The 23,694-nt window shown below is 57.4% G+C and carries 23 protein-coding genes and 2 tRNA genes; 15 read left to right on the top strand and 10 right to left on the bottom strand.

Features of this window, described 5'->3' with window-relative positions; genetic code table 11:
• Nucleotides 1-8 precede the first annotated feature (8 nt).
• The 3 genes from GOX21_RS03375 (at nucleotide 9) to GOX21_RS03365 (ending at nucleotide 1,109) form a co-directional block, all read left to right on the top strand.
• Nucleotides 9-515, top strand: coding sequence for a cold-shock protein (locus GOX21_RS03375; protein WP_174818762.1), 507 nt, complete (start codon nucleotides 9-11; stop codon nucleotides 513-515).
• Nucleotides 516-521: 6 nt separating this feature from the next.
• A complete protein-coding gene (locus GOX21_RS03370) occupies nucleotides 522-989 on the top strand; it encodes a DUF192 domain-containing protein (RefSeq protein ID WP_170348816.1) in 468 nt (155 codons plus the stop codon).
• 43 nt (nucleotides 990-1,032) lie between these two features.
• Nucleotides 1,033-1,109: transfer RNA gene (locus GOX21_RS03365), tRNA-Pro, on the top strand.
• A gap of 10 nt (nucleotides 1,110-1,119) precedes the next feature.
• Here the strand turns inward: GOX21_RS03365 and GOX21_RS03360 are convergent.
• Nucleotides 1,120-1,587 (bottom strand): hypothetical protein, encoded by a 468-nt coding sequence (locus GOX21_RS03360; protein WP_368039988.1) that lies wholly within the window; start codon nucleotides 1,585-1,587, stop codon nucleotides 1,120-1,122.
• A gap of 498 nt (nucleotides 1,588-2,085) precedes the next feature.
• Between GOX21_RS03360 and GOX21_RS03355 the strand changes: the two genes are divergently transcribed.
• Both GOX21_RS03355 and GOX21_RS03350 read left to right on the top strand, forming a co-directional pair.
• Nucleotides 2,086-5,706 carry a vitamin B12-dependent ribonucleotide reductase gene (locus GOX21_RS03355; protein WP_170358613.1) on the top strand — a complete coding sequence of 1,207 codons (3,621 nt, stop codon included), beginning with the start codon at nucleotides 2,086-2,088 and terminating at the stop codon, nucleotides 5,704-5,706.
• Between the two features lie 549 nt (nucleotides 5,707-6,255).
• Nucleotides 6,256-6,501, top strand: a complete 246-nt coding sequence (locus tag GOX21_RS03350) for a hypothetical protein (RefSeq protein ID WP_170358611.1) — start codon at nucleotides 6,256-6,258, stop codon at nucleotides 6,499-6,501.
• 47 nt (nucleotides 6,502-6,548) lie between these two features.
• Here GOX21_RS03350 and GOX21_RS03345 read toward each other — a convergent pair whose 3' ends face one another.
• Nucleotides 6,549-8,093, bottom strand: coding sequence for a trimethylamine methyltransferase family protein (locus GOX21_RS03345; protein ID WP_170375469.1), 1,545 nt, complete (start codon nucleotides 8,091-8,093; stop codon nucleotides 6,549-6,551).
• Between the two features lie 417 nt (nucleotides 8,094-8,510).
• On the opposite strand from GOX21_RS03345, the gene GOX21_RS03340 reads away from it, so the two are divergent.
• Nucleotides 8,511-9,029, top strand: coding sequence for an outer membrane protein (locus GOX21_RS03340; RefSeq protein ID WP_170375467.1), 519 nt, complete (start codon nucleotides 8,511-8,513; stop codon nucleotides 9,027-9,029).
• A 6-nt stretch (nucleotides 9,030-9,035) separates the two neighbouring features.
• Here GOX21_RS03340 and GOX21_RS03335 read toward each other — a convergent pair whose 3' ends face one another.
• A complete protein-coding gene (locus tag GOX21_RS03335; RefSeq protein WP_170375465.1) occupies nucleotides 9,036-10,226 on the bottom strand; it encodes a pyridoxal phosphate-dependent aminotransferase in 1,191 nt (396 codons plus the stop codon).
• Between the two features lie 265 nt (nucleotides 10,227-10,491).
• On the opposite strand from GOX21_RS03335, the gene cysS reads away from it, so the two are divergent.
• The 3 genes from cysS to GOX21_RS03320 are packed head-to-tail and all read left to right on the top strand — an operon-like array spanning nucleotide 10,492 to nucleotide 14,302.
• Nucleotides 10,492-11,889: a cysteine--tRNA ligase gene (gene cysS, locus GOX21_RS03330; RefSeq protein ID WP_170375463.1), complete on the top strand. Its 1,398-nt coding sequence runs from the start codon at nucleotides 10,492-10,494 to the stop codon at nucleotides 11,887-11,889.
• Nucleotides 11,889-13,523, top strand: coding sequence for a citramalate synthase (gene cimA, locus GOX21_RS03325; RefSeq protein ID WP_170375461.1), 1,635 nt, complete (start codon nucleotides 11,889-11,891; stop codon nucleotides 13,521-13,523). The genes cysS and cimA overlap by 1 nt, the downstream gene beginning before the upstream one ends.
• On the top strand, nucleotides 13,520-14,302 hold the full coding sequence (locus GOX21_RS03320) for a squalene/phytoene synthase family protein (protein ID WP_170375459.1): 783 nt from the start codon (nucleotides 13,520-13,522) through the stop codon (nucleotides 14,300-14,302). The genes cimA and GOX21_RS03320 overlap by 4 nt, the downstream gene beginning before the upstream one ends.
• Before the next feature lie 3 nt (nucleotides 14,303-14,305).
• On the opposite strand, the gene GOX21_RS03315 is transcribed toward GOX21_RS03320, so the two are convergent.
• Nucleotides 14,306-15,532 carry an MFS transporter gene (locus GOX21_RS03315; protein ID WP_170375457.1) on the bottom strand — a complete coding sequence of 409 codons (1,227 nt, stop codon included), beginning with the start codon at nucleotides 15,530-15,532 and terminating at the stop codon, nucleotides 14,306-14,308.
• A 98-nt stretch (nucleotides 15,533-15,630) separates the two neighbouring features.
• On the opposite strand from GOX21_RS03315, the gene GOX21_RS03310 reads away from it, so the two are divergent.
• Genes GOX21_RS03310 through GOX21_RS03300 form a run of 3 tightly spaced genes read left to right on the top strand, consistent with a single transcriptional unit; the run spans nucleotide 15,631 to nucleotide 17,431 of the window.
• The gene (locus GOX21_RS03310) at nucleotides 15,631-16,263 is read left to right on the top strand and encodes a DNA-3-methyladenine glycosylase family protein (RefSeq protein WP_170348806.1); all 633 of its coding nucleotides are present in this window, start codon (nucleotides 15,631-15,633) and stop codon (nucleotides 16,261-16,263) included.
• Nucleotides 16,260-16,925, top strand: a complete 666-nt coding sequence (locus tag GOX21_RS03305) for an alpha/beta hydrolase (protein ID WP_170348805.1) — start codon at nucleotides 16,260-16,262, stop codon at nucleotides 16,923-16,925. Before GOX21_RS03310 ends, GOX21_RS03305 begins: the two co-directional genes overlap by 4 nt.
• A 2-nt stretch (nucleotides 16,926-16,927) precedes the next feature.
• Nucleotides 16,928-17,431 carry a GNAT family N-acetyltransferase gene (locus tag GOX21_RS03300; RefSeq protein WP_170375455.1) on the top strand — a complete coding sequence of 168 codons (504 nt, stop codon included), beginning with the start codon at nucleotides 16,928-16,930 and terminating at the stop codon, nucleotides 17,429-17,431.
• A 4-nt stretch (nucleotides 17,432-17,435) separates the two neighbouring features.
• On the opposite strand, the gene GOX21_RS03295 is transcribed toward GOX21_RS03300, so the two are convergent.
• Together GOX21_RS03295 and GOX21_RS03290 are read right to left on the bottom strand one after the other, a co-directional pair.
• Nucleotides 17,436-17,861, bottom strand: coding sequence for a VOC family protein (locus tag GOX21_RS03295; RefSeq protein WP_170348803.1), 426 nt, complete (start codon nucleotides 17,859-17,861; stop codon nucleotides 17,436-17,438).
• Nucleotides 17,862-17,892: 31 nt separating this feature from the next.
• Nucleotides 17,893-18,498 carry a pseudouridine synthase gene (locus tag GOX21_RS03290; protein ID WP_170375453.1) on the bottom strand — a complete coding sequence of 202 codons (606 nt, stop codon included), beginning with the start codon at nucleotides 18,496-18,498 and terminating at the stop codon, nucleotides 17,893-17,895.
• Nucleotides 18,499-18,711: 213 nt separating this feature from the next.
• Here GOX21_RS03290 and GOX21_RS03285 point away from each other — a divergent pair, with 213 nt between their 5' ends.
• Entirely contained in the window at nucleotides 18,712-19,299 is a 588-nt protein-coding gene (locus GOX21_RS03285; protein WP_170348801.1) for an HNH endonuclease, read from the top strand.
• Here GOX21_RS03285 and GOX21_RS03280 read toward each other — a convergent pair.
• Nucleotides 19,296-19,760, bottom strand: a complete 465-nt coding sequence (locus GOX21_RS03280; protein ID WP_170348800.1) for a disulfide bond formation protein B — start codon at nucleotides 19,758-19,760, stop codon at nucleotides 19,296-19,298. The two genes, GOX21_RS03285 and GOX21_RS03280, sit on opposite strands and share 4 nt — an antisense overlap.
• A complete protein-coding gene (locus tag GOX21_RS03275; RefSeq protein ID WP_170348799.1) occupies nucleotides 19,757-20,335 on the bottom strand; it encodes a YqaA family protein in 579 nt (192 codons plus the stop codon). Before GOX21_RS03275 ends, GOX21_RS03280 begins: the two co-directional genes overlap by 4 nt.
• Nucleotides 20,336-20,480: 145 nt before the next feature.
• On the opposite strand from GOX21_RS03275, the gene GOX21_RS03270 reads away from it, so the two are divergent.
• Nucleotides 20,481-20,566 (top strand) — tRNA-Leu (locus GOX21_RS03270).
• A 76-nt stretch (nucleotides 20,567-20,642) separates the two neighbouring features.
• Here GOX21_RS03270 and GOX21_RS03265 read toward each other — a convergent pair.
• Nucleotides 20,643-20,795 (bottom strand): hypothetical protein, encoded by a 153-nt coding sequence (locus GOX21_RS03265; protein ID WP_170358594.1) that lies wholly within the window; start codon nucleotides 20,793-20,795, stop codon nucleotides 20,643-20,645.
• On the bottom strand, nucleotides 20,792-22,285 hold the full coding sequence (locus tag GOX21_RS03260; protein ID WP_170375451.1) for a BCCT family transporter: 1,494 nt from the start codon (nucleotides 22,283-22,285) through the stop codon (nucleotides 20,792-20,794). The genes GOX21_RS03265 and GOX21_RS03260 overlap by 4 nt, the downstream gene beginning before the upstream one ends.
• 382 nt (nucleotides 22,286-22,667) lie before the next feature.
• Between GOX21_RS03260 and GOX21_RS03255 the strand changes: the two genes are divergently transcribed.
• Nucleotides 22,668-23,636, top strand: coding sequence for a TAXI family TRAP transporter solute-binding subunit (locus GOX21_RS03255; RefSeq protein WP_170348796.1), 969 nt, complete (start codon nucleotides 22,668-22,670; stop codon nucleotides 23,634-23,636).
• Nucleotides 23,637-23,694 lie beyond the last annotated feature (58 nt).

Raw genomic sequence — 23,694 nt, 5'->3', positions numbered from 1 at the left:
TGAACAATATGTACCGCGTTCGAGGACACGTGAAATGGTTTGACCCCGCTAAGGGGTACGGGTTCGTTGTGTCCGACGAAGGTGGCCCGGATATTCTGTTGCATGTGAACGTGTTACGTAACTTTGGTCAAAGCTCGGTCGCCGATGGCGCCGGGATCGAGATCATGACGCATCGCACTGACCGCGGCGTTCAGGCGGTTGAGGTTGTCAGCGTAGACCCACCGGCGCGCACCGACTCAATGATGTTGGCTGATTTCGCGGAACTTGATCCGGTTGTGATCGCGGAGGCTCCTTTGGAAGCGGCGCGGGTGAAATGGTTCGACAAGGGCAAGGGTTTTGGCTTTGCCAATGTTTTTGGTCGGGACGAAGACGTTTTCCTGCATATCGAGGTGCTGCGCCGATCTGGTCTGGCTGATCTGCAACCAGGCGAAGCGTTGGCGATGCGCGTCATTAATGGCAAACGCGGGCGTATGGCGGCTCAGGTCCTGGCCTGGGAAGCGGCACTGGACGAATAATACCAGATGATCAGACTGTTAACGGTTCTTGCAAGTGTGACAATGCTGTGGGCCGGTAACGTGCTGGCTGCGTGCCAGGTGGATCGTGTCGGGCTGCGGAACGACAAAACTCAGGTCAGTTTCAACGTCGAGCTTGCAATCAGTCCGCAGGATAGGGCGCGTGGATTGATGTTTCGCGAGTCGCTGCCGCAACGGTCTGGAATGCTGTTCGTGTTCGATCCGCCGCAGCCAGTCGCCTTTTGGATGAGAAACACGCTGATTCCCTTGGATATCATTTTTCTGGATCGCACAGGCGCTGTTGTTCATGTGCATGAGAACGCGATTCCCGGGGATGAATCACTGATTGAAGGCGGAGATTCGGTTTATGCAGTCCTGGAAATCAACGCTGGATTGGCGGCGCGTTACCTGATCACCCCAGGAACACAGATGCAGCACGAAATTTTTTCGCAAGGTCCTGCAATTTGGCCGTGTTAGGGCTTTTCAAATCAGAATGGCAACGTTAGGAAGGCGCACGGTCCGGGGCGTGGCGCAGTCTGGTAGCGCACCTGTTTTGGGTACAGGGGGTCGTAGGTTCGAATCCTGCCGCCCCGACCACTTCTTCCTCTTATGTTAGTGAACCACCCATCTTTTGGAACAGCGCGCCCAACGCTTGATCCAGTGCTTTGCTCTCTACGGGAACTTTGACGGCTGGGCCCTGTTTTTGCGGCACATTGAAGAACAATTCGGCATCCACGCGATACCCGGTAGTGTTCTTGGTCGACGTCATGCGCATGACGCTTTTGGGCAGGTCCTGCGGGTAGCCATCATAATTGAGAATCAGAAACGCGGTGGTGTCCGGAGGAAGAAACTCCTGGCACTCAAACACCCGATTCCCCACTTTTTCGAACTTTTCTCCTGGCCCAGCGCACTGAGTCTCAAAGGTGTCAAACAACCGTTCGGGATATGTTTCAAACTGCGCGCTGCGGGTCGGAGGGGGCATATCTTGTGGTGCGCAGGCCACGATAAGGGCCATTGCGGGCAGAAATCGAAACGCGGTCATCCACTCTGACACTCTCGATTTTCTATTCTGCACGTTATGCCTCCTGTCTGGCCGCGCGACCGGTGGTGTTGTGATTCTCATTCAGCCTATCCACCTTACAACGAGATTATCAAATGCCGGTAACTCTGCTGATAAAAACAGTTAATCCTGTTGTGCGATTTTCAAGTGCAGTGCTTTATCCCGTGGATGAACCTGTGGAGGAATCGGAATCCAACGCCCGCGGACCCTTTGGAACCGTTTGGTCAACAAAAAAGATTTCAAAAATGAATGAAAATGGCGTTGACGATCTATGGCCGAATACGCCAAGTTGTATGGGCCGAAAGACATGCCACTAAATCTGGTAGCATAACCAGGGTAAGGCATAGGGCGAGGGTCGGAAAGCACATCTATTAAACGTGCAACCGTATAAGCGGTTTCGCGCTGTTAAAGACAGCGACCGGTCATTTGCGCCCAATTTTCAGGCATGGCGTGCGGATCGCTGAAATGCATCTGACGCGAACGGACAAGTTGATTGAATCTAGGGCTGCGGACATGAAGATTGACAGGAAATTCACCAAATCGGGGCAAGATGCATACGCAGAACTGGATTTTGTCTCTGCGACATCTGAGATACGGAACCCGGACGGCACCATTGTTTTCCGACTGGATGAAATCGAGATCCCCGCAAAGTGGAGCCAGGTCGCCAGTGATGTCATCGCTCAGAAGTACTTTCGTAAGGCTGGCGTTCCGTCGGCTCTGAAAAAGGTCAAGGAAAAGGACGTTCCCGAATTTCTGTGGCGCTCAGTTCCTGCAGAAGGTGCTGAATTCGGTGGCGAAACCTCGTCCAAGCAGGTGTTCGACCGCTTGGCGGGCGCTTGGGCGTATTGGGGTTGGAAGGGCGGCTATTTCTCGACCGAGGAGGATGCGCGCGCTTACTTTGACGAGATGCGTTATATGCTGGCGACTCAGCGCGCCGCACCGAACAGCCCGCAGTGGTTCAACACAGGTCTGCACTGGGCCTACGGAATCGATGGCCCCGCGCAGGGTCACCACTATGTCGATTACAAGACCGGCAAGCTGACCAAATCGAAATCCGCATACGAGCATCCGCAGCCGCACGCGTGCTTCATCCAGTCCGTCGATGATGATCTGGTGAACGAAGGCGGCATCATGGATCTTTGGGTGCGCGAGGCGCGCCTGTTCAAATACGGCTCGGGCACCGGGACCAATTTCAGCCATCTGCGTGCAGAGGGTGAAGCGCTATCGGGTGGCGGTAAGTCCTCGGGCCTCATGGGCTTTCTCAAGATCGGCGACCGCGCCGCTGGCGCGATCAAATCAGGCGGAACAACCCGTCGAGCAGCAAAGATGGTAATCGTCGATGCTGATCACCCTGACATCGAAAAATTTATCGAATGGAAGGTGATCGAAGAGCAGAAGGTGGCCTCGATCGTTGCCGGATCGAAGATGCACGAGAAGATGCTGAACGGCATTTTCGAGGCCATCCGCAGCTGGGACGGCGCACAGGACGATGCGTATGATCCCAACAAGAATGACAGCCTGAAGAAAGCGGTTCGCGAAGCCAAAAAGGTTGCGATCCCAGAAACTTACATCAAGCGCGTTTTGGATTACGCCAAGCAGGGCCATGACAGTATTGAGTTCCCGACCTATGATACGGATTGGGATTCGGAAGCGTACAGCTCGGTGTCGGGCCAGAACTCGAACAACTCGATCCGTGTGACCAACGCATTCCTGACCGCCGTTGAGAAAGACGCCGATTGGGAATTGATCAACCGCACCGATGGCAAAGTCTCGAAGACCGTCAAGGCGCGGGATCTGTGGGAAAAGGTTGGCCACGCCGCATGGGCTTGCGCCGATCCCGGCATTCAGTTTCACGACACGGTCAACGAATGGCACACGTGCCCCGAAGATGGTGCGATCCGCGGTTCGAATCCGTGCTCGGAATACATGTTCCTCGATGACACGGCCTGTAACCTGGCGTCGATGAACCTGCTGACCTTCCTGAAGGATGGTGAGTTCCAGGCGGCGGACTATATGCACGCTTCGCGCCTTTGGACACTGACGCTGGAAATCTCGGTGACAATGGCGCAGTTCCCATCCAAGGAAATCGCGCAACTGTCTTATGATTTCCGTACTTTGGGTCTGGGATACGCCAACATTGGCGGCCTGCTGATGAACATGGGCTACAGCTATGACTCGGACGAGGGGCGTTCGATCTGTGGCGCGCTGACCGCGATCATGACCGGTGTCGCCTATGCGACCTCGGCCGAGATTGCAGGCGAGCTTGGACCTTTCAAGGGGTATGAGCGCAACGCTGACCACATGCTGCGCGTCATCCGCAACCACCGTCGTGCATCGCAAGGCGTGACCGATGGTTATGAGAAATTGGCCGTAAAGCCGGTGCCACTGGACCATGGTAACTGCCCGGACAAGCGTCTGATCGATCTGGCCATGTCCGCTTGGGATGAGGCGCTGAGCCTCGGTGAGAAGAACGGTTACCGCAACGCGCAGGCCACCGTGATTGCGCCGACAGGCACCATCGGTCTGGTGATGGATTGCGATACCACCGGGATCGAGCCCGACTTTGCACTGGTGAAATTCAAAAAGCTGGCCGGTGGCGGTTACTTCAAGATCATCAACCGTTCGGTGCCTTCCGCGCTGGAAAAGCTGGGCTATTCCTCGTCGCAGATCGAAGAAATCGTCGGTTATGCGGTTGGTCACGGCACTATCGGCAACGCGCCGGGGATTAACCACACCTCGCTGACCGGTCACGGTTTTGGCCCGAATGAGCTGGCCAAGGTGGACGCCGCGTTAGAAAGCGCCTTTGATATCCGGTTCGTGTTCAATCAGTGGACACTGGGCGAGGATTTCTGCACCGGCGTTCTGGGCATCCCGGCAACCAAGCTGAACGATCCCACCTTCGACCTACTGCGCCATCTGGGCTTCACCCGCGCGGATATCGAAGCAGCCAATGACCATGTTTGCGGGACCATGACGCTGGAAGGCGCGCCGCATCTGAAGGAAGAACACTATTCGATCTTTGACTGTGCCAACCCGTGCGGCAAGAAAGGCAAGCGTTTCCTTGGGGTTGATAGCCACATCACCATGATGGCGGCGGCGCAGAGCTTTATCTCGGGTGCGATCTCGAAGACGATCAATATGCCGAATGACGCGACCATCGAGGATTGCCAAAAGGCTTATGAGCTTTCGTGGTCGCTGGGTGTGAAGGCCAACGCGCTCTATCGCGACGGTTCAAAATTGTCGCAACCGCTGGCAGCGGCGCTGGTCGAGGATGATGACGAGGCGGCCGAAGTGCTGGAAAGCGGCTCGGCGCAGGAAAAGGCCGTCGTTCTGGCTGAAAAGGTGATCGAGAAGGTTGTGGTCAAGGAAATCATCCGCAGCCACCGCGAGAAACTGCCGCATCGCCGCAAGGGTTATACTCAGAAAGCGATCGTGGGCGGCCACAAGGTCTATCTGCGAACCGGTGAGTTCGAAGACGGCAAGTTGGGCGAGATCTTCATCGATATGCACAAGGAAGGCGCTGGCTTCCGGGCGATGATGAACAACTTTGCCATCGCTGTCTCGGTAGGCTTGCAATATGGCGTACCGCTGGAAGAATTCGTCGATGCCTTTACCTTCACCAAGTTCGAACCGGCGGGAATGGTGCAGGGCAACGACTCGATCAAGAACGCGACGTCGATCCTGGATTACATCTTCCGCGAACTGGCCGTGTCCTATCTGGACCGAACCGATCTGGCGCACGTGAAGCCCGAAGGTGCAACCTTCGATGATCTGGGCCGGGGCGAGGAAGAGGGTGTCTCAAACGTCTCTGAAATCAGTGAAAGTGCAGCGACTAAGTCTTTGGAAGTGCTAAAACAAATCAGCTCAACCGGGTATCTTCGCAAGCGTCTGCCGCAGGATCTTGTCGTGTTTAACGGCGGTCAGGCCGAGGTGAACGGCATGGCGGAAACCGCCGCATCGTTCGAGGCTCCGGTCGCGGAAACAGCGGTTGCCACAGGCATGGATGCTCGCACCAAAGCCAAGATGCAGGGCTACGAAGGAGACCCGTGCGGCGAATGTGGAAACTATACGCTGGTGCGCAACGGCACCTGCATGAAATGCAACACCTGCGGCGGGACCAGCGGGTGTAGCTAAGGCAAACGCCCCGCCACGCGGGGTGTAGGGACCTGAATTTCCCCTCGGATATTCGGTCCCGACGAATACGGGGCAAGGCATAGCCTGAGACTTACCACTAGGCGTCTTGCTCCACTCGGTCGACATGCCCGTGTCGGCCGGGAACAGGGTGGGGCGGAATATTTGCTCTTTCCCACTCTTTCACGGGGCGGGTGCGCTCGTCCCATGCGCAGTCCAGGCCGCAGGCAAAAAAACACCGGGCGGTCAACGAAATGAGCCTGGAAGGCGAAACTGACAGGGGGCTTCGGCCCCCTTTCTTTTTTTCAACCGTGAATGGGAAGTTAGGCAGGGTTCTGCCGGATTGTGCATTCTTCATCGGGCAAGACCCGCCGAGACGTGATGGGGGAATTTTGCCCAGCGGCTCGCCGCAGACGCGACTCGGAAAAACACGCAAAGATTGGCGCGAAAGTGGCTTAGTCCCGCAATGCGGGTGACAGCAGCCCGGCGTGCGGTGTTTGTAGGGCTTGTCCGGACGCAAACATGCAAAAAACTCAATCAGGAGGCATCACAATGAAACCGCAAACTCTGGCCGCTATTTCCGCCCTTGCCCTTGGACTGCCGACGCTGGCCGTCGCACAATCCTCGGCAGATACAAATGGAGACGGCGTTTTGACCATCGAAGAAGTGCAGGCGGTTCTGCCTGAAGTGGACACGGATGGTTTCTCGGCAATGGATGCCAACGGCGACGGCGCGCTGGATGAGGCCGAGATTGCCGTGGCACAGGAAGCAGGATTGCTGCCGCCAACCGACGGCTAACACCTTAAAGAAAGCGGCCAGAGGATTTCTGGCCGCTTTTCAGTATCTTATTGGGGAAGGTGAATATTGAATCTGGTCCGAAGTTCAGCATCCAGAAGTGGATCAAAACGCGCCGGGGACGGCATCGACAAGATCTCTTCCTTCCGCTTGATCGCCTTTTCGATCAGATCGGGTTTGCCAAGCTCGGCCCATTCCTTGGGTGAGGTGCGGTCACCGAAAACGGGATATACATAGTCCGCCTGCATCCGGCTGAGCGTGGCATCGGTGCCCAGATAGTGACCCGGCCCGCCAATGCAGACCTCGGCGATTTGGTCCAAGGCCAAGGTTTCGTCGGTGACTTCGATCCCGCGTACGCAGCGCTGTGCCTGACCGATCAGGTCGTCACTGAGGATCAGGCTCTCATGGCAAAAGCCCAGCAACGATGCATGCATGCCCGCCGCTTCGTATACCATGTTCAAACCTGACAGGCCCGCCATGACGTTGGAACACATCTGCTCCCACCCGGCCTGCATATCGGGCAGCTTTGAGTCCGATGCTCCAGCCGCAGCACCACCCGGCAGGTCATAAAACCGATGCATTTGCGCGCAGCCGGCCGTCAGCAGGGCCTGTTCGCCCGAACCGATTGACATCGCGCCTGTGCGCAGGTCCAGACCAAAAGGCCAAGTGCCAAAAACTGCCGGTGCGCCGGGGCTTACGGCATTTACGTAAACCAGACCGGCCAGACATTCCGCAGTGGCCTGTGTGATCGCACCGGCAATGGTCGAAGGTGCAGTCGCGCCAGCCATGCCAGCAGACAGTAGCAGAACCGGCATCCCGGCCTTGATGCACTCTTCCATCACTTCGCAACTTTCGGTCGCGAATTTCATCGGGGGCACGACAAAACAGTTCGAATTCGACACGAAGGGCCGCTCACGAAACTTGTCTTCGCCGCCGGCGATCATGTGGAGCATTTCCACCGCGGGGGCAACGTGGCTGGGTTCGGTAAAGGACGTACCGATATGTTTGAAGCTGCCTGAACAGGCGGCGTAGATCGTGTTCAGGTCCATTTCCAGATTGTCCGCGATGTCGCGGCAAACCATGGGGCGCTGAACAAAATGGATGTTTTCTAGCTGTTCGCAAATGCGCGCAGCATCGTGCAGATCCTGAACGGTCGAGTCGCGGTATTCCCGCCCGTGTACATCCACCATGCTGACGGCAGCACCGGCGGTGCCGTAGTGAACCTTAGTGCCAGACAACTCTAGGTCGGTCTTTCCATCGCGGCTGTACAGAGTGACCGAGCGGTTGGCCTTGGCAATCGTGTCTTCCACCAACGCGCGCGGGAACCGGATGCGGCCATCGTCACCCAGGATGCATCCGGCGCCGACCAGGTAGTCGATGCCGCTTGGCGGGGCATCCGCCAGACCAATGGTTTCCAATGCGGTCAAGGCGGCTTCGTGGATGCGCTCGATTTGGGCTTGGGTCAGCACATTGAGAGTGCCGCCTTCCATACCTGCACGGACAGGGCGCAAATGTTCGGGCAGGGCAGTTGCACGGGCAGCGCGACGCGCGGCGCGACCGCCGGTGCGGGATGAGGTGCGGGTTTGATCGTTCATGGTTCGGATTCCGATGGGTAATTGGCTGTCAGAAGGGTTGATCTAAGCCTCTGACGGCCGCCCACGTGCCGCACGACCACGATCCGCACCAATGGTGCGGCTGACCAGTCGAATCTTCCAAACGTCGTTTTGCATGCAGGTCCTCACCTATTGACCTGAAGTTTCCCGATGTACCTGATCACAATCTGTTCTGTTTGCGACCTGGGCGCCTAAAAGCGAAGTATACATGAAGATGTCACACTCTTCTTTTGTCTGCTCAAGTTTTTTTCTTTGGCACCTGAAAATCTGTTATAGTTCCTTCACTTATTTAAGAGTGGTTTGTGATCTCAATTGAAATTTAATGATCATGTACCAAGTTTTTGAGTTAACATGACTTAACCGAACGTCTCTGCGGCGAAAGGTTTTTAGGAGAGATTAATGAAAGCCCTTAAGGCCCTCAGTCTCACAACATTGGTGTCCCTCGCGACCCCGGTATTGGCTGAGGATTGGACCGGGGCTTATGCAGGTTTTAGCTTTGGATATGCAGATGCCGAAGGCCCGAATGGCTCCAGCGGCGATGATCTGACCTTCGCGCCACATATTGGCTATGACCGCGACTTCGGGAATTTTGTTTTGGGCGGCGAGCTTGAATACAATAGCCTGTCTTTGGACTTGGGGCAGGGCGAGGGTTCCCTGGACAGCATGACCCGCCTGAAGCTGCGCGGCGGCTATGATTTTGGCCCGGCTTTGGGTTATGTCGTGATCGGTGCGTCCCGGGTCGATAGCTCAGTCGATAACGATACCGCTGCTGTGTATGGAATTGGCGTGGCCTATCCCATCGGCGACCGCTTTGTCATCAGCGGCGAGGCGTTGCGGCAGGAGTTTGACGATGTCACCCGATCAGATGGCACCCTGGATTCGAATGTCTTTAACCTGCGAACCTCATTCCGGTTCTGACACCCGTTAACTGGCCGCGGCGTGACGACCGGCTATTTCCGTCGCAAATTCGCAAATCGTCGACAAAGCGGACCCGAACCGTTCGTCATCAATGGTCATGGCCACGCGGATATGGCCGGCGGCGGCGGACCCAAAACTCTCACCCGGCATCACGGCAATGGCGTGCGTATCCAGCAGCGCGTTGGCGAATGCTTCTCCGCTGAGTCCCGTGGCGCGGATATCCAGCATCAGGTACATGGCCCCCTGCGCTGGAACCAACCCGACAGTGTTCTGAGCGCTCAGAATACCCACGGCGAGTGCGCGCCGCCTGCGGAACGGCGCAGCGATTTGATCTTCCAGCACGTTACCTGCGTTCAGGGCGAAACTAGCAGCGTCCTGAATAAACCCGGGAACCCCATAGGTCGTATGCGTAGCGAGGTTGATCAGATGCGCGATTACATCCTCTGGCCCAACAATCCATCCACAACGCGAACCCGTCATGGCGTGGGACTTGGACATCGACCCAACCACCAGCGTACGTTCGGTCATACCCGGCAGAGTGCGCGGCGAAATATGTGAGCCTTCCCAGACTTGTGTGTCATAAACCTCATCCGAAATCAGCCAAAGATCCCGCTTGCGGCAGACCTTGGCGATCCCTTCAAGCGTTTGACGGGAATAGACGACCCCGGTGGGGTTGTTTGGTGTGTTGATCAGCAGGGACACCGCGCCATCCGCGACCGCGTCAATCTGCTCGGCACGCGGTTGAAATGCGTCTTCGGCGGTTGTCTGAATCGCCCGCGCTTCCGCTCCGACACCGCGGATCGTACCGGGATAGGTGGCGTAATATGGATCCAGATACAGACCAACATCGCCCGGATCGCAGACTGCAACATGGGCAGCAAACAAGGCGGATTGCCCACCAGGCGTGATCAAAACATTGTTTCTGGTAGTGGGAACTCCGGTGCGCGCCTGCAGCCGGGCGGCCACGGTATCGCGCAGCAAATCCGTGCCGGGCACCATCGCGTATCCGGTGTGGCCTTGCCGTGCCGAAAGGTCCATGGCTTCCAGAATCGATGGGTCGGTTCGGACGTCATGTTCACCAATGGTCAATTCGACTACAGCATAGCCGTCGCTGATCATTCGACGGGCACGATAGAACACGTCCCAACCGTCACTGCCGCCGCCGGTCAGATGAGTAATACGCTGCGACAATTTCATGACCCGCCTCCGTCTGGTGTTCTGCGCCGAAAGGGCCAGAGCCGTTGCAGAATGTCAATTGGCGAAACAGATGGTTGGAACTCAAGGCTTGGCGAAGGGCGGTCGCCGTGATACTGGGACAATATGAACCCGATGACCTGCATCATTATTTGCTGCATTACCTGCTGATACTTCAAGCGGGCCGGTTTCTTTCGTTTTCATCCCTGAGACAAGTTGCTAAGCCCGCGTTAACGCGACCAGCCATGCTGTCTTTAGGAGCCGACCGATGACGACAATCAAACTGCACAACACCCGGACGCGGACGAAAGAGGATTTCGTGCCGATCAGTGCCGACAATGTGCGGATGTATGTCTGTGGGCCCACAGTTTACGACCGCGCCCATCTGGGCAACGCACGGCCTGTAGTGGTGTTCGATGTGCTCTACCGATTGTTGCGACACACCTTTGGTGCGGATCACGTGACTTATGTGCGCAATTTCACGGACGTGGATGACAAGATCAACGCGACCGCGCTGGCACGGCAACAGGCGGGGGCTGAAGGCACGTTGGAGCAGCTGGTTCAGGAACGCTCGAATGAGACCATCGGTTGGTATCTGCACGATATGGGCGCGCTTGGGGCGCTAGAGCCCAATGAGATGCCGCGCGCTACGCAATACATTGCGCAGATGATCGCGATGATCGAAGACCTGATTGCCAAGGGCCATGCTTACGCGGCAGAGGGGCACGTTCTGTTCGCCGTGGACAGTTGGAAAGAACATTACGGCGAATTGTCGGGCCGGTCCGTCGACGACATGATCGCGGGCGCTCGGGTTGAGGTTGCGCCTTACAAGAAAAACCCGATGGATTTCGTGCTGTGGAAGCCCTCGACCGAAGAATTGCCAGGGTGGGATTCCCCTTGGGGCAGGGGGCGTCCGGGCTGGCACATAGAATGCTCGGCCATGAGCTATGAGCTGTTGGGCGAGAGTTTTGACATCCACGGCGGTGGCAATGACTTGATGTTCCCGCATCATGAGAATGAGATCGCGCAGAGCAAGTGCGCCCATCCGCATGGTGAGTTCGCAAAGGTCTGGCTGCACAATGAGATGCTGCAGGTGGAAGGCAAGAAGATGTCCAAATCTCTGGGCAATTTCTTCACCGTCCATGATCTGCTGGAGCAGGGCGTCCCGGGTGAGGTGATCCGCTTTGTCTTCCTGCAAACCCACTATCGTAAGCCGATGGATTGGACTGAGAAGAAGGCGCGTGAAGCCGAGGCGACGCTGCGCAAGTGGCGGGCGCTGACGTCGGGCATCGAGCCCGCCGCCAGCGCGGCACCTGCAGTTATCGCAGCGCTTAGTGACGACCTGAACACTGCGGGTGCTTTGGCTGAACTCCACCGTTTGGCTGCGGATGGAGATGCCGTTGGTTTGTTGGCCAGCGCACAATTGCTTGGTCTCTTGACCCCCGAGATGGGGGCGTGGGCGGATACCACATCGACGGATTTGTCGGCACATGCGGACCGGTTGGCAGATGCGCGGGTCATTGCGATGCAAAGCAAGGACTTCTCGGAAGTGGACCGTCTCAAAGCCGCTTATCTGGCTGCTGGGCTTGAGGTTCGTATGAGCAAGGATGGTGTCGAACTGGTGCCCGGTGCTGGGTTCGACGCTGCCAAGTTGGAGGGGGTGTGATGACCAAAGACCGCCTCTACCTCTACGACACCACCCTGCGAGACGGGCAACAGACGCAGGGCGTGCAGTTTTCGACCTCTGAGAAGGTGCAGATCGCACAGGCGTTGGACGCGCTGGGTGTCGACTATATCGAAGGCGGTTGGCCGGGCGCGAACCCGACTGACAGCGCGTTTTTCGATGTTGCGCCCAAGACTTCGGCCCGTTTGACCGCATTTGGCATGACTAAGCGGTCGGGCCGGTCGGCCGAGAATGACGATGTTCTGGCCGCGGTGATGAATGCAAACACGCAAGCGGTGTGTCTGGTGGGCAAGTCGCATGATTACCACGTGACCCACGCGCTGGGAATTTCGCTGGAAGAAAATGTCGAGAACGTCCGCGCCTCCGTCGCGCATATCGTGGCACAGGGGCGTGAGGCGCTGTTCGATGCCGAGCACTTCTTTGATGGGTACAAGGACAACCCCGGCTATGCGGTTCAGGTGTGTCAGGCGGCGTTGGATGCTGGGGCGCGCTGGGTTGTGCTGTGCGACACTAATGGCGGCGCACTGCCCGCCGAAGTAACGCGGATCGTGACCGAAGTGATTGCCGCCGGGTTGCCGGGGGATCGGCTGGGCATCCACACCCACAACGATACCGAAAACGCGGTGGCTTGCTCTCTGGCCGCTGTTGATGCGGGCGCGCGGCAGATACAAGGCACGTTGAACGGGTTGGGTGAGCGATGCGGTAATGCGAACCTGACCGCTCTGATCCCGACTTTGCTGTTGAAGGAGCCCTACGCGTCGGGTTTCGATATTGGTGTTAGTGAGCATGCTCTGGCCGGTTTGACGCGGGTCAGTCGGATGCTGGACGATATCCTGAACCGGGTGCCCAGCAAGCAATCGGCCTATGTCGGCGCCTCAGCCTTTGCGCATAAGGCAGGGCTGCATGCCAGCGCGATCCTCAAGGACCCATCGACTTATGAACATGTCGATCCGGCCTCTGTCGGGAATGCGCGGATCATTCCGATGTCGAACCAGGCGGGGCAGTCGAACCTGCGCAAACGCTTGACCGAGGCCGGTCTGTCCGTCGAAAAGGACAACCCGGCGCTGGGGCGCATTCTGGACCGGATCAAGCAGCGCGAGGCCGAGGGGTATTCCTATGACACTGCGCAGGCTAGTTTTGAGCTGCTGGCACGTGATGAGTTGGGGCAGCTGCCCGAGTTCTTTGAGGTCAAGCGCTATAAGGTGACCGTTGAGCGGCGCAAGAACAAGTACAACAAGATGGTCAGCCTATCCGAAGCCGTCGTTGTTGTGAAAGTCGACGGGGAAAAGAAACTGTCGGTCAGCGAGTCTTTGGACGAGGACGGCAGTGACCGGGGGCCGGTGAACGCGCTGGCCAAAGCGCTGGCCAAGGATCTGGGGCAGTATTCGCAGATTTTGTCCGACATGCGTCTGGTCGACTTCAAGGTACGCATCACGCAGGGCGGCACCGAGGCGGTGACCCGCGTGATAATCGACAGCGAAGACGGGCAGGGGCGGCGTTGGTCGACCGTGGGCGTAAGCGCGAACATAGTCGATGCCTCGTTCGAGGCGCTGTTGGACGCGATACAGTGGAAACTGGTGCGCGATTGCGGGTCACAGACGGCGGTGGCCGAGTGAGCGTTGATTTCGATGATGACGTTAAGGCCTGCGCAGCATTGGTGCATCGCGCCGATCCTGATCGGTTTATGGCGGTCATGGCGGCACCCGTTGCCTTACGGCCTAAACTGTTCCCGCTCTATGCGCTGAATGTCGAGGTTGCTCGGGCCCCTTGGGTCACGCAAGAGACAATGATCGCTGAGATGCGCCTGCAATGGTGGCGCGATGCGCTGCAAGAGATTGCCGAAGGTAAGGCGGTGCGTCGGCATGAGGTTGTGACGCCTCTGTCGCAGGTCCTGTCGCCCGATCTGGCGGCTACGTTGGATGAGTATGTGGCCGTGAGGCGTTGGGATATTTACCGTGATCCGTTTGAGGACGAAGCGCATTTCGACACCTATATCAACCATAGCGCCGGATCCTTGATGGTCGCAGCCGCGCAGGTTCTGGGTGAAGCGGACGAAGCTGTGCTGCGCGATTTCGGCTATGGCGTAGGGGTGGCGAACTGGTTTCGGGCGATTCCTGATCTTGAGGCGCGTGGTCGTATTCCTTTGCTTGACGGCACGCCTGATGGTGTTCGGTCACTGGCGCAAAAGGCTTTGGACAAACTTCAGCGCGCACGGTCAAACAGTGCAGGTGTCTCAGCAGATGCCCGCCCCGCGCTTTTTGCGGGATGGCAGGCAGAATGGGTTTTGCGGCGAGTCGTGACTCGCCCAGAGCGCGTCGCAGTCGGGGACCTCGCACAGGGTGAAATTCGCCGCAGAGCGTCCTTGATGTGGTCCGTTGCCAGCGGGCGCTGGTAGGCGTCAGACCGTTTCCGGCTCAGAGGGTTTCAGAACCAACCACAGCAGCGCACCACCTGCCAGCGTCAACAGTGGGATCATGGCCAGGTTCACGGCGGTCCAGCCTTCGACTGGTGACCCGCCCGAACAGTTCATCAACCCGCCCGAAGCGAGCGACGCAAGTGTCACGCCCCCAAACACCAGCAGGTCGTTCAGCCCCTGCATCCGCCCACGTTCGTTCACGTCGTGCGACGCAGCCAGCATCGTCGTGGCGCCGATAAAGCCAAAGTTCCAGCCAATGCCCAGCAGGATCAGCGCGATAAAGAAATTGCCCAACTCGACGCCTTGCAAAGCAACCACACCCGCGCCGGCCAGAATGGCGAGACCGAGGGCTACGATTTTTTCGACCCCGAACCGCGTGATCAACTGGCCCGTGAAAAAGCTGGGCACATACATCGCCAGAACATGGCTGGTGACGACATCAGCGGCATCGTTGGCGCTGTAACCGCAACCCACAACCGCAAGCGGGGTCGAGGTCATGACAAGATTCATCAAAGCGTAGGAAACCATCGCACAAATGATCGCCACGGCGATGCGTGGGGTTCTAAGCATTTCAAGCCGGGATCGTCCTTTGGGCGCGTCTTCCTTTGGCTTTTCGGGCGTCGGGATATCGAGGAAGAAAAACAGCACCGACCCAAAAGCATTCATCGCGATGACAGCCAGATAGGTGCCAAAAAACGGAATCACATATGCGGTCGAGGTCAGTTTGACGATCTGCGGGCCGATGATCGCCGCTGCTAGACCGCCTGCCATGACATATGAAATCGCTTTGGGTCGAAACGCGTCAGACGCCGTATCAGCGGCTGCAAAGCGGTAAAATCCATGCGCGCTCATGTAAATGCCGGTTAGCAGGCTTCCCAGCAGGAAGACCGGGAACGAGCCCAGAAACAACCCATACGCGCCGACCGCCCCGCCGCAAGCCCCCGCAGTAGCACCAACCAGAAACCCGGCGCGCCGTCCCCAGCGCTGCATGATCGCCGAAATCGGCGTGGCAGCCAGCATTGACCCCAGCACGATGAGCGAAATCGGCAGGGTGGCCAGACACGCGTTTGTAGCCAGTGAATCCCCAGCTAACCCGCCCACGATAAAGAGCATCGGCATCTGTGCGCCCAGTACAGCTTGTGCCGCCACCAAAACGGCGACATTGCGCTTGGCTCGACTAGTGTCGAGGGTTGTCGTCGTTAGTGTCATGCGCCAATGCGTATCTTTGAAAAGCCTGTCGTACAAGCGGGTTGCATCTGCGACAAAGCAACCTACCGTGAGCGCGATATCATTTTCCCGGAGGGCCCATGTCTGTCGGACGCATCATTGAATCACCTGACTGTGTCGCAGAGGGCGCCGAATGGCTGGCCGCGGAATGCCCGCGGATGGCCTGGGCGATGGATCAGACTGGGCCTTTGCCCCTGCGTCGCCGTCCGGATGGGTTTGCCCAACTTCTCAGCGCTATTGTCAGCCAGCAAGTCAGCGTGGCCTCGGCCAATGCGATCTGGAAACGGCTGCAGGATGCCAAGCTCACCGGACCACGCAAGATCATGTGGGCAACCGATGACGATTTGCGGGCTGTGGGGCTGAGCCGTCAAAAGATACGCTACGCACGCGCGTTGGCTGAGGCGCGTATTGATTACAAAACATTACGCGACGCTTCTAATGCGGATGTCATCGCGACTTTGACCGAGGTGCCGGGGATCGGTGTCTGGACAGCTGAAATATACGCGATGTTCTCTTTAGGGCGCGCCGATGTGATCGCTCCGGGCGATCTGGCGCTGCAAGAGGCAGCGCGCATCCTCTATGACTTGCCCAAACGTCCCACGGACAAAGAACTGCGCCAAATGGCCGAAGCTTGGTCGCCCTGGCGATCGGTTGCGGCGCGTGTGTTGTGGGCCTATTACCGGGTGGCTAAAGAACGAGAAGGGATCAGATGACACGGGTTTTGAATGCGCTCCGAAAAGAGCCGGTTTCGGGCGACACACGCTCGGTCGTTGTGTTCGTGCACGGCTATGGGGCCAATGGGGCCGACCTGCTGGGCTTGGCCGATCCTTTGGGCGAACACTTGCCCGACACGCTTTTTGTCGCCCCCGATGCGCCCGAGCAGATCCCCGGGATGCCAAATGGGTTTCAGTGGTTTCCGATCCCATGGATTGACGGGTCGTCCGAAGAAGAAGCCCGACGAGGAATGGAAATGGCGGTTGAGGATTTCAACGCCTTCCTCGATGCGCTGATGGTGGACGAGGATGTTTTGCCGGAACAGGTTGTATTGTTCGGGTTTTCCCAGGGCACGATGATGAGCCTGCACGTCGCACCGCGTCGCGAGGATCCGGTTGCCGGCATCGTTGCCTTTTCGGGACGGTTGCTAGAGCCCGATCTGCTGCCCGACGAGACGGTCAGCCGGATGCCGATTCTGCTGGTTCATGGTGACGTCGATGATGTGGTGCCGCCGCAATCCTTGCCCGCCGCCGCTGAAGCGCTGCAAGAGGCCGGGTTCAAAGAGGTTTACGCTCATGTGATGAAGGGTACCGGCCACGGAATTGCGCCGGACGGCCTGAGTGTCGCGCTGGCCTTCATGCGCGACAAACTGAGCCTGTAGGGATGATCGCGGTCCGCCCCATGATGCCAGAGGATGTGGCCACAGCTTGCCGCATCCTCAATGAGATCATCGAAATCGGGGGCAGCACCGCGTTTGAAATTCCGTTCTCTGACGCGTTGTTCGTTCAAAGCTACCTGGAGGGCACTGACAAAATCTGCACCCACGTCGCCTTGGACGATCAAGGAGAGGTGGCTGGCTTTCAGTGGCTGGGAATGCACGACGCGTTGCCACAGGATTGTGCCGATATCGCGACCTTCACCAGACGTCATCCTGCGCTGAAAGGGGCAGGCCGGGCCTTGTTCGCGGAAACTTCGAAATTCGCGGCGGCAATGGGGTTTACAGCGATTAATGCAACCATCCGCGCCGATAATGGGATGGGTCTTGGCTACTACGACAAGATGGGGTTTCAAGACTACTCGGTCGCCTATGGCGTGCCACTGCAGGATGGCACGCCGGTTGATAGAATATCTAAAAGGTTTGATCTATCGGCGGGCGCGGCACTCTGAGGGGTCAGCCCCACAAATGCCCTTCGGCAAATTCAACCGAATTGCCTGACGGATCGCGCACGTAAAGAGAGCGTGCGCCGTTTGGCCAGTCAAACTCGGCATCTAAGGGGATGTTCCAATCCAGCAGATGTTTGCGCATCGTGTCGATCTCCGCGCGTGTCAGGATCAGACAAACGTGGCCAGGCCCGTGCGCGCCATGGGGGGGAACGGGCAAGTCGGGATTGCCCGGCGGTTTCTCGGTTTCTTCCGCGTTGAACAACAACAAGACCGAACTGCCGATCCGGAAGAATACGTGTCGATCCGTCACGCGCTGGATTTTCTCCAACGCCAGAATCTCTCCATAAAACCGTTCGGCAGCATCCAAGTCGTCGACATAGAGAGCGGCCTCAAGAATGCCGGTTGGTACTGGAATGTCGGGTGTGACTTTCATGCTGTAAGCCTATCACAACATGCAGTTTTTGTCACCGGCGTGGACGACGGTCGCGTTTGTGTTGCGGGGCAGAGTTTAATGTTGGCGTCGGTAGGCTGTCCCATTGGCCTGGCTCAAGCCCCTCTAGCGACCAGTCGCCGATCCGGGCGCGGATCAGGCGCAGGGTCGGGTGACCGACGGCAGCTGTCATCCGCCGCACCTGCCGATTGCGGCCCTCGCGGATGGTCAGTTCGATCCAGCAATCGGGCACCGTCTGGCGCACTCTGATCGGCGGATTGCGGGGCCACAGCCCTGGCGGTTCATCCATCAACCGGGCTTTGGCAGGGCGGGTCAGGCCGTCTTTCAGTTCAACCCCGTCTCGCAGGGCTTTCAAGGCAGCGTCATTCGGCAGACCTTCGACCTGAACCCAATAGGTTTTGGCCATCTTGTGTTTTGGGTCCGATATTTGCGCTTGCAGTCGCCCGTTGTCGGTCAGCAGCATCAAGCCTTCGCTGTCCCGATCCAGCCGCCCGGCCGGGTAAACGCCTGGCAGATCGATATAGTCTGACAGAGTGCGGCGGGGCGAATCTGCGTTGGCGCGGTCGGTGAACTGCGGCAGCACATCGAATGGTTTGTTGAAGCGAATGAACCAGGACATGACAAACGCCATAGCCCGCAGGTCAGTGAGGCGCAACCTGTGGATAACTGTTACGCAGGTGTTACAGATTCGGATTAACCAATCCCCGAGATATTGTGGAAACTCAGGGCTTGTCAGAGATTTAACACGATATATAGTTAAGTTAAGGCCGGGGCGGGTGTTCCCCGCTCTGATGTCAAAAACGGGCAGAGCAGAGCGAGGAGCGATTCTGAGATGGATGGAGACTTCAGGACCGAATTTGTCAGGGAACCCGGTGCGCTCAGGCATCATCCGGCATTGGTTTTGAACGCCGATTATCGCCCCTTATCCTATTACCCGTTATCCCTGTGGCCATGGCAAGAGGCGATCAAGGCTGCTTGGCTGGACAGGGTGGACATAGTGGCTGAATACGACGAAGTCGTCCGAAGCCCCAGTACCGAGATACGAATACCTTCGGTCGTTGTCCTGAAAGATTATGTAAAACCCAGAAAGCGCGTGGCCTTCACGCGCTTTAATTTATTTTTGAGGGACGAATTCCGCTGTCAGTATTGTGGGAGCCGGGGTGATCTGACGTTTGACCATGTGGTACCGCGTGCGGCAGGGGGCGTCACAAGCTGGCAGAATGTCGTGGCGGCCTGCAGCCCGTGCAACCTAAAAAAAGGGTCCAAGTCACTGCGACAGGCAGGGATGACGTTGCGCAAGCCTCCGCGCCAACCGGAATCAGAGGCGTTGCGCAATATTGGGCGCAAGTTCCCTCCGAACCACCTGCATGATAGCTGGATCGACTTTCTCTATTGGGATGCGGAACTGGACGAACTTTAACGAGCGCGCCAGGCTGCGATCCAGACCAGCACCAACACGCCGGACAGGACAGCGTTCCAACCTGCCATCGACAAGCCTAACATCTGCCAGGGGATATCATCGCAACGCACCAGCGGGGCGGACATGATCTGTTCCATCAGATCTTCTGTCGACAGGCCGCCTATGTCACCGGACGTGCAGCTAGACGGGCCTTCCCACCATTTCTGCTCGACCCCCGCGTGAAACACGCCGATTGCAGCCGTCGTTAGGGCCGCAAGCGCGCCCAACAATGGCAACAGCGTTGCCCGTGGCAGGGCCAAAGCCATTGCTCCGATTAGAACAGCGGCGCCATGCGGATAGCGTTGCCAGATACACATTTTGCAAGGCGCCAAGCCGCCGAGGTACTGAAACCCCCACGCCCCAAGCAGAAGTGCCGCAGACCCTGCCGTAGCGATCAGGATCAGAGTGTTTTTGCGAGTCATAGGTATTTCACCACGAAAAATCCGCCGAACAGCAGGATGACGAACAGAGTGAACATAAGGCCCAGCCGCTTCTCGATGAAGGCCCGGATCGGTTCTCCAAAGCCCCAAAGCAGACCGGCAACCATGAAGAACCGCAAGGCACGGGCTAGGATAGAGGTGGCGATGAAGGTGCCCAGCGGCATACCAGTCCAACCGGACATGATAGTAATGACCTTATAGGGGAAGGGGGTAACCCCAGCCGCAAGCACGGCCCAAAAGCCGAAATCGTTGAAGCGGGTGTTGAACTCTTCCATGGCGTGGGCTTTGCCCATCGACTCGAGAATCGGTTGGCCGAGACTTTCATAAAAGAACGCGCCAATGGCATAGCCCAGCAAGCCCCCCAACACCGAAAAGACCAGTGCGACCGATGCAATCAGCCAAGCCCGCGACGGGCGGGCCAGAATCATGGGAATCATCAAAACATCAGGTGGGATCGGAAAGACCGAACTTTCGATAAAAGCCACGAAGGCCAACGCCCACAATGCATGCGGATGTTCTGCCAGACGAATGGTCCAGTCATAAAGCGATCGCAACATAAGATGCTAAAATCCTGTTCTAACGTAGCGCAAGCCAAACCACGCGCCCGGCAAGGCGTCAAGCATCACCGCGAATACAAACTGGATTTTGGTTGCTTTTTGCCTCTGGACCTTCCCGGTTATGGGCGCTAATCCAATGGTTGTGGCCCAAGTGGCGGAATGGTAGACGCAGGGGATTCAAAATCCCCCGGTAGTGATACCGTGCCGGTTCGAGTCCGGCCTTGGGTACCAAAGTAAAAACAGAGGGTTAGGGAAACCTGCTCTCTGTTTTTTCTTTTTCGGCATTGCGTTTGCACACACTGCCAAATCACATCTTTTCGTTTTGGTGACGTTTTGCCTGAGTCTCAGAATCGGCGGGCTTAGATGCCTTAGGAAAGCCTGTGAAGATCAACCAGATCAGGAATCCGATATATGCGAAAACGACAACATTCAGCATGGTATCAACAAACTGTCCGCTCATGTCCGGTCCTCTCGCGATAGGCTTTTGAACAGGCAGATCACGAGGATCGGTACGATAAAGACGAACGCCATGGCCGAAAGTGCGATGATTGATCTGACCACGGAAATGTCGCCCACCAGAATCATCGCCAGTCCCAGTGCCCCCAAAATAATGCCCCAGATTGTACGGATGCGGGGCGACGGGTTCTCGTCGCCTCCGGTGCCGATCATTGCAAGTGTGAAACCTGCGCTTACGACGCTGGTTACAACGAACAGGAACGCGGCCAAAACAGTGGCGATTTGCGTCACACCGCCCAAGGGGAATTTTGCAAGCAGGGCAAAGGTCGTCGCGTCCAGATTCTCGGCGTTAACGGCGGACAGGGTGCCGTCCTGACGCAGAGTGTCGTAAAAACCCAGCCCACCGAAAATGCCGAACCACAAGATCGAGAACAGGGTGGGGGCAACGATGACACCGACCAAAAACTCTCGGATCGTGCGCCCGCGAGAGATTCGGGCGATGAAAATGCCCACAAAAGGCGACCAGGCCAACCACCAGATCATATAGTTCAGCGTCCAGCCGTGGAACCAGTCGACGATGATGTCGTCGAAGAATTCAGCTGTAGAGAATCCAGCCGGAAAAACGCCGAAGAGGTAGCGTCCGAAGCCTGACACGATGCCGTCCATCATGAACGATGTGGGGCCGAGGATCAGCAGATAGACCATCATTCCAACCGCAATTAGCATCGCGATATTGGACAGCAGAGACATCCCTTCGCCAAGGTCGCGGCGCAGCGGAATGATATAAGCCACGCAAAGCAAGGCAAAGACGGGCAGGGTTAGCACGCCAGGTGAATCAATCCCGATCAGACCAGCCAGGCCGGTTTGAATCTGGAATACCCCCATCGCCAGCGAACCGGCCAAGCCCACGGCTATCGCAACAATCGAGAGCAGATCGAAAACCCATCCCAGAGATTTGGTCCAGCGGGCCTCACCCAATGTATCGGTTACAGGGGCGCTCAGCAGTAGCGTGCGCCCTCGACGATAGGCAAAATAAGCGATGACCAGACCGACGATCGCGTAGATGGCCCAAGCGTGAAATCCCCAGTTCAGATAGGTGATGAACAAGGCATGACCGGCGGCCATGGGATCGGGGTTGTATTGGCGCAGAACCTCGAAATGGGTCAGAGGTTCGGCTGCGCCGTAAAACAACAGACCAACGCCCATGCCAGCTGCGAACAGCATGGCGATCCAGGCAGGCGTTGAAAACTCGGGCTCGGCCCCGTCGGGCCCAAGGCGAATGTCGCCAAATCGGGACAAGGCCAGATACAGCGTGACAAACAGCAGGCCGCTGACCTCAAGCATGATGAACCAGCCACGGCTGTTGAACTGCGTAGCCACCGCTGCGGATGCAAGCTGCCCCAGCCCTTGCGGGTCGACTATACCCCAGGCCGCAATCGCTGCGCTGATGGTCAGAGCGATGACAAGCAACGGGTTGGGTGACGCGGGCTTCATTTTAAACGGCCTTTCCTGGCAGTTGCAGAACAAATTCCTTTCCAGCCCTGCGCTTAAAGGTGTCTGTGAATGTCGGTTTGACACTAGAGATCACCGAACCGAGTTTCAAAAGAATTGTTCCTGACCACCCAAAAGACCTGTGAGATGGGCATTCTGGGGGGAAAGTTCTGAAAAAGCCATCAGATATGCGGCGTGGGCGTGTCTGGCCGAGTACGGGGGTTGACAAGTTGAGTATCTGAATGAAACGTCGAAGGTGTTGGGAGATTTTGGAAATTCAGTCGCTTGTGCCTGTTGCAAGACAGGTGCAGTTGGCGTACCGGCAGGTCCCGGATGGGACCGCCAACAGTCTCCCATCCACCAAAAGAATTGGGAGTTCACGAAAATGAAAAACAGCAGCAAGCTTAGCCTCGGCGCGGTCGTCACCGCGGCCCTTATGGCTCCGGCCGCGTATGCAGAGGAATTCATCACAATCGGCACCGGTGGTGTGACCGGTGTGTATTATCCGACAGGCGGCGCGATTTGTCGTCTGGTCAACAAAGGCCGCAAAGAGCACGGCGTGCGCTGCTCGGTCGAATCGACCGGTGGTTCGGTTTACAACATCAACACCATCCGCGAAGGTGAGCTGGAGTTTGGTGTGGCGCAGTCCGACTGGCAGTACCACGCCTTTAACGGCACCTCGAAATTCGAAGAGGCTGGTCCCTTCGAAGGTCTGCGCGCCGTCTTCTCGGTACACCCCGAGCCGTTCACCGTTGTTGCCCGTGCCGATTCCGGCATCACGAACTTTGAAGACATGAAGGGCAAGCGCGTCAACATCGGTAACCCCGGTTCCGGTCAGCGCGGCACCATGGAGGTCCTGCTGGGCGAAATGGGTTGGACCACCGACGATTTCGAACTGGCGACCGAGCTGAAGGCGGCTGAACAGTCTGCTGCTCTGTGCGACAACCAGATCGACGCGATGGTTTACACCGTTGGCCACCCCTCGGGTTCGATCCAAGAAGCCACCACCGCGTGTGATTCCGTGCTGGTGAATGTCAGCGGCGACGCCGTGGACAAGCTGGTTGGCGACAACTCGTTCTACCGCACCGCAACCATCCCCGGTGGCATGTATCGCGGTTCCGACGGTGACACCGCAACCTTTGGTGTTGGCGCGACTTTCGTGACCTCGGCAGACGTGTCGGAAGACGCGGTATATGCAGTTGTCAGCTCGGTCTTTGAAAACTTCGACGACTTCAAAAAGCTGCACCCGGCATTTGCAAACCTCAAGCCCGAAGAGATGATCGCGGACGGCCTGTCGGCTCCGCTGCATCCGGGTGCCGAGAAGTACTACAAAGAAAAAGGCTGGATTCAGTAAACCAGACTTAAGGCAGGGTGCCCACGGGCGCCCTGCAACCCAAGCCCGTAAAATAACG

Origin of the sequence: Ruegeria atlantica (assembly GCF_013032005.1) — a bacterium.
Taxonomy (GTDB): domain Bacteria; phylum Pseudomonadota; class Alphaproteobacteria; order Rhodobacterales; family Rhodobacteraceae; genus Ruegeria; species Ruegeria atlantica_A.
This window is presented reverse-complemented; position numbering and strand designations above follow the sequence as displayed.

What these genes read in the sequence shown, in the direction of transcription:
- GOX21_RS03375 (WP_174818762.1), top strand. Translation starts at nt 9, where the DNA reads ATGTACCGCGTTCGAGGACACGTGAAATGGTTTGACCCCGCTAAGGGG.
- GOX21_RS03370 (WP_170348816.1), top strand. Translation starts at nt 522, where the DNA reads ATGATCAGACTGTTAACGGTTCTTGCAAGTGTGACAATGCTGTGGGCC.
- GOX21_RS03355 (WP_170358613.1), top strand. Translation starts at nt 2,086, where the DNA reads ATGAAGATTGACAGGAAATTCACCAAATCGGGGCAAGATGCATACGCA.
- GOX21_RS03350 (WP_170358611.1), top strand. Translation starts at nt 6,256, where the DNA reads ATGAAACCGCAAACTCTGGCCGCTATTTCCGCCCTTGCCCTTGGACTG.
- GOX21_RS03345 (WP_170375469.1), bottom strand. Translation starts at nt 8,093, where the DNA reads ATGAACGATCAAACCCGCACCTCATCCCGCACCGGCGGTCGCGCCGCG.
- GOX21_RS03340 (WP_170375467.1), top strand. Translation starts at nt 8,511, where the DNA reads ATGAAAGCCCTTAAGGCCCTCAGTCTCACAACATTGGTGTCCCTCGCG.
- GOX21_RS03335 (WP_170375465.1), bottom strand. Translation starts at nt 10,226, where the DNA reads ATGAAATTGTCGCAGCGTATTACTCATCTGACCGGCGGCGGCAGTGAC.
- cysS (WP_170375463.1), top strand. Translation starts at nt 10,492, where the DNA reads ATGACGACAATCAAACTGCACAACACCCGGACGCGGACGAAAGAGGAT.
- cimA (WP_170375461.1), top strand. Translation starts at nt 11,889, where the DNA reads ATGACCAAAGACCGCCTCTACCTCTACGACACCACCCTGCGAGACGGG.
- GOX21_RS03315 (WP_170375457.1), bottom strand. Translation starts at nt 15,532, where the DNA reads ATGACACTAACGACGACAACCCTCGACACTAGTCGAGCCAAGCGCAAT.
- GOX21_RS03310 (WP_170348806.1), top strand. Translation starts at nt 15,631, where the DNA reads ATGTCTGTCGGACGCATCATTGAATCACCTGACTGTGTCGCAGAGGGC.
- GOX21_RS03305 (WP_170348805.1), top strand. Translation starts at nt 16,260, where the DNA reads ATGACACGGGTTTTGAATGCGCTCCGAAAAGAGCCGGTTTCGGGCGAC.
- GOX21_RS03300 (WP_170375455.1), top strand. Translation starts at nt 16,928, where the DNA reads ATGATCGCGGTCCGCCCCATGATGCCAGAGGATGTGGCCACAGCTTGC.
- GOX21_RS03295 (WP_170348803.1), bottom strand. Translation starts at nt 17,861, where the DNA reads ATGAAAGTCACACCCGACATTCCAGTACCAACCGGCATTCTTGAGGCC.
- GOX21_RS03290 (WP_170375453.1), bottom strand. Translation starts at nt 18,498, where the DNA reads ATGTCCTGGTTCATTCGCTTCAACAAACCATTCGATGTGCTGCCGCAG.
- GOX21_RS03285 (WP_170348801.1), top strand. Translation starts at nt 18,712, where the DNA reads ATGGATGGAGACTTCAGGACCGAATTTGTCAGGGAACCCGGTGCGCTC.
- GOX21_RS03280 (WP_170348800.1), bottom strand. Translation starts at nt 19,760, where the DNA reads ATGACTCGCAAAAACACTCTGATCCTGATCGCTACGGCAGGGTCTGCG.
- GOX21_RS03275 (WP_170348799.1), bottom strand. Translation starts at nt 20,335, where the DNA reads ATGTTGCGATCGCTTTATGACTGGACCATTCGTCTGGCAGAACATCCG.
- GOX21_RS03265 (WP_170358594.1), bottom strand. Translation starts at nt 20,795, where the DNA reads ATGAGCGGACAGTTTGTTGATACCATGCTGAATGTTGTCGTTTTCGCA.
- GOX21_RS03260 (WP_170375451.1), bottom strand. Translation starts at nt 22,285, where the DNA reads ATGAAGCCCGCGTCACCCAACCCGTTGCTTGTCATCGCTCTGACCATC.
- GOX21_RS03255 (WP_170348796.1), top strand. Translation starts at nt 22,668, where the DNA reads ATGAAAAACAGCAGCAAGCTTAGCCTCGGCGCGGTCGTCACCGCGGCC.